This window comes from Cupriavidus sp. 05N40, assembly GCF_056397305.1.
This window is the reverse complement of the sequence record NZ_JBFTND010000121.1, coordinates 1-12,143: the sequence shown is the minus strand read 5'-3', so window position 1 is coordinate 12,143 and position 12,143 is coordinate 1. Positions and strand designations below refer to the sequence as shown.

Sequence of the window (12,143 nt, the reverse complement as noted above, 5' to 3'; positions counted from 1 at the left end):
ACATGACGCATAATTCATAGTTATTCACTTCTTTCGTTCCTGTAGTTCACCAATGGACCATTTCTCCGACCTTGCGTTTTTCATGCTGATCAACCGGCACGGAAGCCTTGCAGGGGCCGCGCAGGAACTGGGCGTCACGCCACCGGCCGTCAGCAAGCGGCTTTCTGGCCTTGAGGCCCGTCTGGGTGTCCGCCTGTTGCACAGGACCACGCGACGCATCAGCCTGACGCCCGAGGGGGAGCGCTACCTGGTCGAAGGCGCCAGAATTCATGCGGAGATGGAAGCCCTTGAGCGCACCATTGCGGGAAGCAGCAGTACGCCGCACGGCTTGCTAAAAATCGGGGCAACACTGGGATTCGGACGAAGGCATATCGCGCCGGCCCTCTCCGAATTCACGCGGAAGTTTCCGAAAGTCGAGGTGCAGCTTTATCTGAGCCATCGTTCGCTGAACCTGGTCGAGCAGGGTCTGGACGTGCTGGTCCACTTTGGAGAACTGCCGGATGTGCGACTGACCGGTCGGCTACTGGCCAACAACCGCCGCATGGTCTGTGCCGCACCGTCTTACATCGAAGCAAGCGGCGAGCCTTCAAGTCCGCGCGACCTGTCCCGGCACAACTGCATTTTCATCCGTGAGAGCGATGAGACGTTTGGTACCTGGCATTTGCGCAACGGCGCGYAGCAGGAAACCGTCAAGATCCGCGGGACCATGAGCACAAACGACGGAGAGTCCGCGTTGGCCTGGGCGCTCGATGGTCAAGGCTTGATCGTACGCTCGGAGTGGGACGTCGCGGAGCACCTGCGAAGCGGCGCGTTGTGCCGGGTGCTGCCGCAATGGCAGCTCACACCGGCGGATATCAATCTCGTATTTCCGGCCCAGAGCAATCGCCCCGACAAGGTTCGGGTTCTCGTGGACTTCCTGCTGGACCGCTTCGCCGATCACCGTGGTCCAGCTTCCGGCGGCTCGGACGGTCACTGGTAGTACTGGTATTACCTTCCAGAGCATCACTCACGTCGGCGCCAGGCTCGCGTATGCGACGTAATGCGGATACCGCTTGGGGACAGATAGCCGGCTACGTTGGAATCGGCAGCGGTCATGCCATGCCGACGGTCAGCCACACGAAGCTGAACGCCTGTTCGCTCGGCAGCGTGCACGATTCCCCTCGCAAGCACCGCTACTTGGCCCGGTAGCCAAGGCGCTTCGAAACTGCCTGCGCACAGGCATCCAGCGCTTTGGCAACCGGGCCGTCCCAATCGGTATCGACCGTGCCGGTCGGCCCCATGATGGTAATCGTCAGCGCAATGTTTCCCGAGTAGTCGAACACGGGCGCGGAAAAGGCAACGATCCCTGGCGTGGGATGGTTGATGCTGCGGGACATGTGGCGCGCCCGCGCTTCCTTGATCATCTCCTCCACAATGGCAGCGTCCAGCGGATGCGCGATATCGGGGCCGAGCCGTACGCGATCGTCCAGCAACAGCTTCTCGGTGAGCTGGCGCGGCTGGAACGCCGAGAAAATCCTGCCGGTTGCCGTATTGGCGAGCGACATGACCGTGCCGGTTCGGATATTCGTGTGGATGGGATAGGACGCATCGATGAGCCGCACGATGACCGGCCCGAGGTTTCCCCATACCGCGAGCGCGACCGCGTGCGACGTTTCTTCCGACAGCGCTTCGGCGAACGGCGTGGCCTCGCGGATGGGGTTGAGCGTCTGCAGGCTGGTCAGCCCGAGCTGGATGGCCATCGGGCCGAGCAGATAGCGACCCGTGACCGGGTCCTGGGCGACGAGTCCGATCTTCCCGAAACTCACCAGATACGGATGGATCTTGCCGGACGGCATGTTTGCCGCCTTCACGAGATCGCGTAGCGCCATCGGCCTGGCCTCGGAGGCCAGCACCTTCAGGATTTCCCCCCCCACTTCAATCGACTGGATGCCGCGGCGTTCTCGCTCGGGTGGCTCGGGTGCCTGGTCGGTCTGGTCCACGGTATGTCCCTGCCATGAGATGGTTAGTGCGCGCAGTATAACACTAGACATTATCTAATGCGTAAGCGTAGGGTTAACTAGTAGATCATTTCAAGCGCGCTAGTACTAATCTAGCAATCATGGCGGCGCCGCTCTTGGCGGCCATACCGCCCGCACTTGAATGGAGAAGTCGATGTCTGCACTGCAACAGGAAAAATGTGATGTTCTGATCATCGGATCAGGCGTCGCCGGCATGTCCGCGGCCATTACCGCCGCCAGCCGGGGCTTGAAGGTCATCGTGGCCGAGAAGGCGAGCTACTACGGCGGCACGACGGCCCGCTCGGGCGGCTGGCTATGGGTGCCGAACACCCATCTGGCCAAGGCATACGGCCATCACGAACAACCGGACCAGGCGCTGACCTATATCCGGAACCAGGCCGGCGCCGGGTTCGACGAGGCGCGTGTACGCGCCTTCCTGGCGAACGGCCCCAAAGCGATCGAGTTCTTCATGTCGRAGACCGCCGTCCAGTTCGACATGCCGCTAACGTTCCCGGACTACCACGCCGAGGCGCCCGGCGCCGCGCAAGGCGGCCGCTCGATGGTGACGCGCCCGTACGACGCCCGCGAACTCGGCCCATTGCTCAAGACCCTCGGCCCCGTGCTGCCGGAACTGACCGTCTTCGGTGTGACGATCGGCTCCGGCAAGGAGATCGTTCATTTCATGCGGGTGACGCGATCGCTGGCGTCCGCCTGGTATGTCACCAAACGCCTGACCAGGCATTTCCTGGAGGTAATGAAGTACGGGCGGGGCATGACGCTGACCAACGGCAATGCGCTGGCCGCGCGACTCGCGAAGTCGGCGGCCGACCTGTCGGTCCCGGTATGGCTGTCGTCGCCTGCCGTGGCGTTGTTGCAGGACGGAGGGCGCGTCACGGGCGCAGTGCTTCAGCGCGACGGCCAGCGGATCAGCGTAAAGGCGCGTCACGGTGTGGTGCTGGCCAGCGGCGGGTTTCCGCACGACCTCGAGCGGCGCAAGGAGACCTACCCGCACGTGCAGGCAGGCCACGGCCACTTCTCGCCAACGCCGCAGACCAATGTGGGCGACGGCGTGCGCATGGCCGAAGCGGTGGGCGGCGTGTTCGACAAGAACCTGTCGAATGCCGCCGCGTGGACGCCCATGTCGCTCGTGCCGCGCAAGGACGGCACGACCGGCATCATGCCCCACTTCATTGACCGGGCGAAACCAGGCGTGATTGCCGTCAGCCTGGATGGCAAGCGCTTTGCCAACGAGGCGAACTCGTACCACGATCTCGTGCAGGCGATGATCGCCGCCTCGAAGGGCAAGCCGGAGACGGCGTGCTGGCTGATCGCCGACCATGCGGCGATCCGGCACTACGGCCTCGGCTTCGTGAAGCCGTTCCCGATGCCGCTCGGGCCGCATCTGCGCAACGGCTACCTCAAGCGCGGCAAGACCATCGAGGACCTTGCGAAGCAGGTCGGTATCGAACCGGCGACGCTCGCCGCCACCGTTCGCCAGTACAACGAAACGGCGCAGTACGGGCGCGACCCCGAGTTCGGGCGTGGCAGCAAAGCCTACAACCGCTACCAGGGCGATGCGCTGCACACGCCAAATCCCTGCGTCGCGCCGCTGGCCAACGGTCCGTTCTATGCGCTCAAGCTCGTACCGGGCGACCTTGGCTCCTTCATGGGCATCCGTACGAACGAGCACGCCCAGGTCGTCTCCCTGGACGGCGATCCAGTCCCCGGCCTCTACGCAGCGGGCAACGACGCGGCAAGCATCATGGGCGGCGAGTACAGCGGTGCGGGCATCACGCTCGGCCCGGGCCTGACCTTCGGCTATGTCGCGGGCAACCACATCGCCGATCACTCTCAGGCCACGCCCCCGAATGCGAGCGCGGCTTCCGCGCGCGAGCCTCTGGCCATGCACTGAACTCCCTGCCCGATTGTTGTCACCCACGCGGCCGCATTGCGGCGGCCGCGTGGCGGCGTTCACCCTGAATTTCCCTGGATTGCAATCATGCTGATTCCTCAACTCCTGACCGGGAAGGTCGCTTTTATAACCGGCGCGGGCCAGGGCAACGGCCGGGCCATCGCCATCGGCCTCGCCGAGGCCGGCGCGACGGTCGTCGTCACCGACATGAACGAAGCCAATGCCAATGAGACGGCGGCGATGATCGATGCCCGGAACCACGCGGCGCGTGCCTGCGCGCTGGACGTGACCGATGCCGCGCAGTGCCGTGCCGTCGCCGAAGAGATCACCGCCAGCGTCGGCCCCGTCGACGTGCTGGTGAACAACGCCGGCATCCTGATTCGCCAGGGCATCGACAGCGAGCATGCGCTGGACAACCTGCAGCGGGTGATGAAGGTCAACCTCGAAGGGACGTTCAACGTCTGCCACGCGTGGCTGCCGGCCCTGCGACAGACCCGTGGCGCCATTGTCAACGTCGCCTCCATCGCGTCGTTCTCGGGCCAGCCGAACACGCTCGGCTACTCGCCCTCGAAGGGCGCGGTGAAGATGCTGACCCAGTCGCTGGCAGCCGACCTCGCGYGCGACGGTGTGCGCGTCAATGCCATTGCGCCGGGCGTCATCGACACGCCCATGACCGCGTCCACGCGCACGGACCCGGCGAAGCTCGAACGCTTCATGTCCCGTATCCCGATGAACCGGGTGGGGCAACCCGAAGAGCTGGTGGGCGCGGTGCTGTTCCTCGCTTCGTCGATGTCCACCTATGTGACCGGCGTGACCCTGCCCGTGGACGGCGGATACCTCGCCGCCTGACCCTCACAAACGAGGCAGGCGCGGACATCGCGTTTGCCCGCCCATCCAGGAGACAAACGATGAAACAGGCATCCCGCACGATCGACGTGCAGTCCTTCATCGACGCCGAACGCTTTTCCCCCTGCCAGTGGCTGGTCCTCGCCTTCTGCTTCCTCGTCGTGGCGGCTGACGGCTACGACACGGCGGCCATCGGCTTTATCGCTCCGTCGCTGGCRCACGAATGGGGCATCGCCCGCGGTGAACTCGGTGTCGTCATGAGCGCCGCACTGGCTGGGCTGAGCCTGGGCGCGATCTTCGCGGGACCGGTGGCGGATCGCGTTGGCCGCAAGGCGGTACTGGTGGCGGCTGTCACATGCTTCGGAGGATGGACGCTCGTTGCCGCCCAGGCGCAAACCGTTGGCACGTTGACCGTCCTGCGCTTCCTGACCGGCCTCGGACTCGGCGCAGCCATGCCGACGACCATCACGATGATGTCGGAATACGCGCCGTCGCGTCTGCGCTCCCTTGCGGTGAATGCCATGTATTGCGGCTTCTCCGGTGGACTGGTGGCGGGCGGCGCGGCATCGGCCTGGCTGATTCCCCATTTCGGCTGGCGCGGCGTGTTGACGGCTGGCGGCATCGCGCCGCTGGTACTCGCCGTACTGCTGCTTGCGCTGCTTCCGGAGTCGGCCCAGTTCCTGGCGGTGCGCAACGGGGCGCCCGAGCGGATCGCGCGCATCCTGAAGCGCATTGCGCCTCGGCAAACGCTCGAACACTGCGTGTTCGTCGCGCCGATGGCTGCGGCAGGCAAGGCGGGAAAGGCTTCGGCTCTTGCACTCATCCTGTCGGCAGGATACCGGCGGCGCACCGTCATGCTCTGGCTGTCGTGCTTCATGGGTCTGGTGATCTATTACCTGATGACGAACTGGATGCCGACGCTGTTCCGTGAAGCCGGATACAGCGTGGAACGTGGCGCGCTGCTGGCCTCCCTGTTTCCCCTTGGTGGCCTGCTGGGCAACCTTGCTGCTGGCTGGCTCATGGACCGCTTCAATGCCAACCGTACCATCGTCGTGGCGTACCTGCTGGCCGCCGTGCTCGTCATCGTGGTGGGACGCGGTGTCGATCATCCGGAGTTCCTGGGTATCTCGCTTTTCCTTTGTGGCACCCTGGTCACGAGCGCGGCAACTTCGATGTCCACCTACGCCGCAAGCCTCTATCCGACCGAGGCACGCACCACCGGGGTGGCGTGGATGCWGGGCATCGGGCGCATCGGTGGCATGGCGGGCTCCTTTATCGGTGCGGGCCTCCTCGGCCTTGGCTGGGGCTTCGGCGATGTATTCGGCCTGCTCGCGGTGCCGGCGCTGCTCGCGGCGGGGACGGTATTCATGATCGCCAAGCCCCGGCACGCCTATCCGATGGCAAGGGTGGCGGAGTGAGGCGATTCGGGCCTCTCGCCATTGCGGCGGCCATGAGCATGGCGTCCATGCGCGCGTGTGACGCCTTGCTTCCGGCGCTATCGTCGGACTTCGGCGTACCCGTTGGCATGGCAGCGTGGTCCATCTCCGCGTTCGCTTTGGCCTATGGGCTGATGCAACTCGTATTTGGCCCGCTCGGCGACCGCTTCGGCAAGCTTCGCGTCATCACGCTGGCGCTGACCGGCTGCGCCGTTGCGCATGTCATGGCCGCCGTGGCCCCGACCATGCCCGCCCTCGCGCTGGCCCGGGGACTCTCGGGCGCCGCAGCGGCGGGGGTCATCCCCATGAGCATGGCGATGATCGGCGATACGGTTCCGGCGAGGGACCGGCAGCAGGTGCTTGCCCGCTTCTTCCTCGCGACCATCGGCGGGACGATCGGTGGCCAGTGGATGTCCGGCCTGCTTGCCGACTGGCTGCACTGGCGCGTTGTCTTCTGGGTGCTGGCGACGGGGTCTGGCGTTGCCGCGCTCGCCGTGCGGACGCGGGGCTCGGGCCTGGTCTCCCACCTGGCTGCCAGGCGTTCATTCGGGGAGCAGTTCCGCAGCGTGCTGGGTCAGCCGCGCGCAAGGCTGCTGTTCGCAGTGACGGCAATCGAAGGCCTGTTCACCCTGGCGGGATTTGCCTTCGTGCCGACCTACCTGCACGGCCGCTTCGGGCTCGGCCTGGGCGCGGCCGGCGCCGTGATGGCGATGTATGGTGCTGGTGGCCTGGCCTATGTGGCGGTCTCAGGCGTGCTGTTCAGGCGCCTGGGGCCTGATGCGCTGGCCGCCCTCGGCGGCATGCTCCTGGGCGCAGCCTTTGCCATCGTGGCGCTCGGACCACGGTGGGAATGGAGCGTCCCCGGATGCTTCCTCGGCGGACTCGGCTTCTACATGCTTCACAACACCTTGCAAACGCAGGCGACCGAGGTGTTCCCGCCATCGCGCGGCACGGCGGTCGGGCTGTTTGCCGCGAGCCTGTTCCTGGGACAGGCGATCGGCATGAGCGGCGCCGCGGCCGTCGCCGGAACGCTGGAAGCGCGATGGTTGTTCGCCGCCGCCGCCGTGGCCCTTCCCGTTCTCGGCCTGGCATTCGGCGCACGGCTCCGCGCGGACGCTCCCCGTCACCGCCCCGGATAGCCAGGCGGCACAATGAACGCCCGCGGAAAACCCTGAACTTCGATACACCGGCCCACCAACGATTCCATCAACTCGTTGTATCGACCGCTTGAATCCGCAGCCAGTTTCGGCCACTGATCGTCTCCGACCAGGCGGCCGCTCTCGACCTGGTTTGCGACGTAGCTCAATAGAAGCCTCCCGACTTCAATGCATCGATGGCCATGTTTGCGCCGAGGGCAAGCAGAACAACGCCCATAGTCCAGCGTTGAGCAAGCAGAAGTCCCGGGCGGCTGGAGAGGAACCTCGCCATGCTGCCGGAGCAGACCGCCACAAAGCCATTGACCGATGCGAATGCCACAATCAGCGACGAACCGAGCACGAGCGATTGCCTCAGCACGCTGCCGTCCTGATGGTTGATGAATTGCGGCAGGAGCGACAGAAAGACCATCGCGAGCTTGGGATTCAGCAAACTAGTCGTTGCGCCCATCGCGAAGAGCCGGCGAGGCTGTTCGCGAGGCAGATCGCGAACCTCCAGAGGCGAACGGCCCCCAGGCCTCACGGCCTGCCACGCCAGATAGAACAGATACACGGCGCCCACCGCACCCAACGCGCTGCCTGCATAAGGCACCCTCAGGAAAAGCGCCGTGATGCCGAATGCTGCCCCGAACATATAGACGAGGTATCCGAGCATGACGCCTGCAAGCGATATCAGGCCGGCCGCAGGTCCTTGCGCAATCGAGCGCGACATCACGTAGATCATGTTCGGACCCGGTGTCACGGCAAGCATTCCGCCGACCGCCAGAAATCCGTAAATCGATACCGTACCGTGCATTTTTGTGGGCTCGTTCAAGTGGTCATCCCAAGCAGTATCGGTCCGATGCATACTCAAGTAAAACGCATTAAACTGAATCCATTGCTCAGCTTTTCTGACCAAAATGAAGAAGCTCGATCTGGACGTTCTTGAAATGGTTGTGGCGGTCGCCGATACAGGTTCATTTGTTCGGGGTGCGGAGTCCGTGCATCGATCGCCATCGGCGGTGAGCATGCAGATCAAGGCGCTTGAACAAGCGCTGGGAAAACCGCTCTTCGTGCGAAGCACCCGCAACGTGGCGATTACGGCAGAGGGCAGGACGCTTCTGGACTATGCCCGCCGAATGCTTGCCATGCGGGAGGAAGCATGGGCGTCGATCGTTCGCCCGGAGATAAAGGGCCGGGTCACCATCGGCGTTCCTGACGACTACGCTTCATCGTTGCTGCCACAGGTTCTGGGAAAGTTCGCGGTTGCTCACCCGCGTGTCGAAATCCGGGTCATCGGCCTGCCCAGCAGTGCGCTCGCTCCCTTGCTCAAAGACAATACGCTGGACCTGGCCTGCATCACGAAAACAAGGGGCATCGCGGGCGAATTCATCCGGTTCGAGCCGATGGTGTGGGCCGGGTCGGCCGCAAGGAAAGTATGGAAAGAACGCCCGCTGCCCATCGCCGTCTTCGCACATGGCAGCACCGCGCGTGCCCATGCCATCAGCGCGCTGCAGCGGGAAAATATCAAGTACCGGATGTCCTACGAAAGCCCGAGTCTGCTGGGCCTTGTCAGCATGGTAGAAGCGGGGCTCGCGATAGCGCCCCTCGCAAGATGCAGCGTGCCGGGGCACCTTGTCCAGCTATCCCAGAACGAAGGGTTGCCGCCCCTGGACGAACTCGAGGTCGTGCTTGCCCGCAGCGCACAGTCCGGCCGACCGCCGTGTGATTTTCTCGCCGAGCAGATTCTGGCTGAAATGAGGGGCTAGATCGGTCGTTCAATGGCCGGATATCGACACGATCCGCCCGAATGCCCGACGCCCTGACTGGCGCCCGTGACGATCGCTACTTTCGTGGACATCTCATGTCTCCCGGTCTGGGTAAGCCAATGTTGCTTCAGTGAACGACTACCATCTTTCCGCCGGCTTCATTGGCTTCCATCACCCGATGCGCCTCATGGATCTGATCAAAGCCGAACACCCGGGACGGAGTCACCTTGAGACGGCCAGCCGCCACGTCTTCTGCGATTTTCTGAAGCGGTACGTCGGACAGCGGAAAACCCGGGGTGCCGAACACGAAACTACCGAAAAAGGTCAGATACACGCCGCTCGCCATTTGCAGGAGTGGGTTGAAGTCCGCGATCGGAGCCAGGCCGCCCAACCAGCCCGCAAGACAGGCACGGCCACCCCGTCGCAGCATCGCCAGCGAATCGAGAATGGTGCTGTTGCCGACGAGGTCGAGTACCGCGTCAACCTGCTTTGCCTCGGCAATTCGCTGCGAAAGGTCCRGTCCCTCGAGCTCGACACGTGCCACGCCCAGGCCCTCCAGCATCTCGAAGCGCTCGCGATTGCGTGTTGTTGCGATGACCCGCGCACCGGCATTGACCGCCAGTTTCACCGCCGCCTGTCCAAACGATGATGTCGCACCGCGGATGACCAACGTCTGTCCCTCCGTGATCTCGAGATTGCGAAACAGGCAGGTCCATGCGGTCGCATAGGTTTCGGGGATGGCCGCCAGTTCGGCCCACGACAGGTCTGACTCAATCAATGCGACGTTGGACACCGGTGCGCGCGTGTATTCCGCATAGCTCCCGTTGATGGTTCGACCTAGACCTCCCATCAACGCGGCAACCTTCGCCCCAACCGGGAACTCGCCGCCAGGGCACGACTTCACCACCCCGACGCATTCGATGCCGCTTACCTTTGCGGCTTCGGCCCATTCGCCACGCCGCATATGCATCTCTGCGTGGTTGATGCCAAATGCCTTGATTTCGATTACCACGTGGCCCGCCAGCGGTTCGGGTTCAGGCAACTCTGTGTAGACAAGGCCATCCAGACCGCCGAATTTCTCGATCACGATTGCACGCATATTGCTGCTCCTTTGGTTGAACAATCAATTTGATTGGCGTGTCTGGTCGCTACATATCGACCACACACACCCACACTTCAGGTAACAAGAAAATCACGCATGGCCGCGGCGATTTCTGTCGCATGCGTCTCGAGCGCGAAGTGGCCCGTATCGAGAAAGCGCACCACCGCGCCAGGGATGTCACGCTTGAATGCCGTAGCGCCAGCAGGCAGGAAGAATGGATCATTTTTCCCCCAGACGGCGAGGAACGGAGGCTTGTGCGTTCTGAAATACTGCTGAAACGCGGGATACAACGCGACATTGCTTTGGTAGTCGCCAAACAGGTCCAGTTGAATCTCGTCCGCGCCGGCACGGCCCAAGTAAAAGTTATCCAGCGAATACCCGTCCGGCGATACCGAAGCCGTGTCAGATACCCCGTGTGTGTACTGCCAGCGTGTCGTTTCCGGAGTCAACAGGGCCCGCAGTGCCTCACGGTTTCCCTGCGAAGGATCTCGCCAATAAGCCCGGATAGGATTCCAGCCTTCGCTGAGTCCTTCTTCGTAAGCATTGCCGTTCTGGGAAATGATCGCGGTGATCCGCTCCGGATGGTTCAGCGCAAGCCGAAAGCCCGTCGGCGCGCCGTAGTCGAATACGTAGACGGCAAAGCGATCGAACCCGATCACTTCGGTAAAGCGGCTGATCACGTCGGCGATGTTGTCGAACGTGTAGGCGAAGGTGTCATGGGCCGGCATATCCGAACGACCAAACCCAGGTAGATCCGGCGCAACCAGATGGAAGCGGTCGGACAGTTGAGGAATCAAATCCCGAAACATGTGGCTCGAGCTTGGAAAGCCGTGGAGGAGCAGTACTTTCTGGGCACCGGCACGACCGGCTTCTCGATAAAACACATTGAAGCCGTCGACGTCGGCGTGGCGATAGGCAATAGCGGACATGAGGTTCTCTCTCGTGAGTTGATGACGTGACCGGTGGTTAACACGCGTTGGAAACAGCAACCAACATGCGAAGTGACCGCCGCTTTCCAGGCTGGGCGTCGCCGACAAGCACAACCGGTTGTTCGATTCGTTGCAGCGCTCTGTCCAGTACGGCGATGTCTTCGCCGGACGACATCACCGGCACGGATGCCGCCCTTGCATTGACGCCTCGCTCCGCCAGACCGCTAATCACCTTCCTGCAACTCGCTCCGTCCGCCCAGGCGCCATCCCCTAGCGCCGCTTTCACGTCTCCACGAGGCATTTCTCGCTCCTTTCAATCTTCCAGCCGTTTGCAATGCACACGCTCCGAACCCGAGTAACCGTTCTGCTGTGTTCATGTAGGTTAGTTTCTTGTTGTGTAACTTGTCAAGACGATTTTAAGGGGTTACCATGGCCTCCATCAACACTGCACATCAGGTCACTTGAGATGGACTACCGACGACTTCCCGCAATATTCGTGGCCGATGCGCAGGGCCTCGATTTCCTGAACTCGGTTGCCACGCCGACGAGTGAGCAAGTCGACTGGATCGGTGATGGGGAAGGCCTTCTTGCGTGGCTAGAACAGGCAGGTTTGGTGCCTCGCAGCACGCTCGACGCGCTACGGTCGGAGTCGATGCCCGGCGAACTCGATGGCGTCGCGGCACAGGCGCGAAGTCTGCGGGAATGGTTCAGGGGATTTGTCCAGCGTACGAAGGGACGACCGCTGGTCGCCGAGGATTTGCGTGAACTCGAACCTCTAAACCGCCTGCTTGAGCGGGACGAAGRGTATGCCGAGATCGTCGCCAACGCGCCAGGTGCGCCAACGGCCTTCGGACTACGTGCGACTCGACGGTGGCGCTCGCCGGAGTCGTTGCTGATGCCGATCGCCGAGATACTCGCGAAACTCGTGTGTGAAGAAGACTTCTTGCATGTGAAAGCGTGCGAGGGTCCTCAGTGCACGCTGATGTTTGCCGATCACACGCGGGGCCATGGCCGCAGAT

At 63.1% G+C, this 12,143-nt stretch carries 11 protein-coding genes; 7 read left to right on the top strand and 4 right to left on the bottom strand.

Annotation, left to right across the window (positions count from 1 at the left end; all coding sequences use genetic code 11):
• Positions 1 to 52 precede the first annotated feature (52 nt).
• Positions 53 to 979, top strand: a complete 927-nt coding sequence (locus AC1DO7_RS25350; RefSeq protein WP_477116693.1) for a LysR family transcriptional regulator — start codon at positions 53 to 55, stop codon at positions 977 to 979.
• A 193-nt stretch (positions 980 to 1,172) separates the two neighbouring features.
• Here the strand turns inward: AC1DO7_RS25350 and AC1DO7_RS25345 are convergent, their stop codons facing one another.
• The gene (locus tag AC1DO7_RS25345; RefSeq protein WP_441614038.1) at positions 1,173 to 1,979 is read right to left on the bottom strand and encodes an IclR family transcriptional regulator; all 807 of its coding nucleotides are present in this window, start codon (positions 1,977 to 1,979) and stop codon (positions 1,173 to 1,175) included.
• 172 nt (positions 1,980 to 2,151) lie between these two features.
• Here AC1DO7_RS25345 and AC1DO7_RS25340 point away from each other — a divergent pair, with 172 nt between their 5' ends.
• From AC1DO7_RS25340 to AC1DO7_RS25325, 4 genes are all read left to right on the top strand, one after another.
• On the top strand, positions 2,152 to 3,909 hold the full coding sequence (locus AC1DO7_RS25340) for an FAD-dependent oxidoreductase (protein WP_477116692.1): 1,758 nt from the start codon (positions 2,152 to 2,154) through the stop codon (positions 3,907 to 3,909).
• Between the two features lie 87 nt (positions 3,910 to 3,996).
• Positions 3,997 to 4,758, top strand: a complete 762-nt coding sequence (locus tag AC1DO7_RS25335; RefSeq protein ID WP_477116691.1) for an SDR family NAD(P)-dependent oxidoreductase — start codon at positions 3,997 to 3,999, stop codon at positions 4,756 to 4,758.
• A 59-nt stretch (positions 4,759 to 4,817) separates the two neighbouring features.
• Entirely contained in the window at positions 4,818 to 6,173 is a 1,356-nt protein-coding gene (locus tag AC1DO7_RS25330) for an MFS transporter (protein ID WP_477116690.1), read from the top strand.
• The gene (locus AC1DO7_RS25325) at positions 6,170 to 7,330 is read left to right on the top strand and encodes an MFS transporter (protein ID WP_441614034.1); all 1,161 of its coding nucleotides are present in this window, start codon (positions 6,170 to 6,172) and stop codon (positions 7,328 to 7,330) included. The genes AC1DO7_RS25330 and AC1DO7_RS25325 overlap by 4 nt, the downstream gene beginning before the upstream one ends.
• A gap of 163 nt (positions 7,331 to 7,493) precedes the next feature.
• On the opposite strand, the gene AC1DO7_RS25320 is transcribed toward AC1DO7_RS25325, so the two are convergent.
• Positions 7,494 to 8,141, bottom strand: coding sequence for a LysE family translocator (locus tag AC1DO7_RS25320; protein ID WP_441614074.1), 648 nt, complete (start codon positions 8,139 to 8,141; stop codon positions 7,494 to 7,496).
• A gap of 103 nt (positions 8,142 to 8,244) precedes the next feature.
• Between AC1DO7_RS25320 and AC1DO7_RS25315 the strand changes: the two genes are divergently transcribed.
• Complete coding sequence (locus tag AC1DO7_RS25315; protein ID WP_441614033.1) at positions 8,245 to 9,093, top strand: LysR substrate-binding domain-containing protein; 849 nt, start codon at positions 8,245 to 8,247, stop codon at positions 9,091 to 9,093.
• 127 nt (positions 9,094 to 9,220) lie between these two features.
• On the opposite strand, the gene AC1DO7_RS25310 is transcribed toward AC1DO7_RS25315, so the two are convergent.
• Positions 9,221 to 10,192, bottom strand: coding sequence for a zinc-binding alcohol dehydrogenase family protein (locus AC1DO7_RS25310; RefSeq protein ID WP_477116689.1), 972 nt, complete (start codon positions 10,190 to 10,192; stop codon positions 9,221 to 9,223).
• A gap of 77 nt (positions 10,193 to 10,269) precedes the next feature.
• Positions 10,270 to 11,124, bottom strand: a complete 855-nt coding sequence (locus AC1DO7_RS25305; protein WP_441614031.1) for an alpha/beta fold hydrolase — start codon at positions 11,122 to 11,124, stop codon at positions 10,270 to 10,272.
• Between the two features lie 466 nt (positions 11,125 to 11,590).
• Here AC1DO7_RS25305 and AC1DO7_RS25300 point away from each other — a divergent pair.
• The coding region (locus tag AC1DO7_RS25300) for a CGNR zinc finger domain-containing protein (RefSeq protein WP_477116688.1) at positions 11,591 to 12,143 on the top strand (553 nt) is incomplete at its 3' end.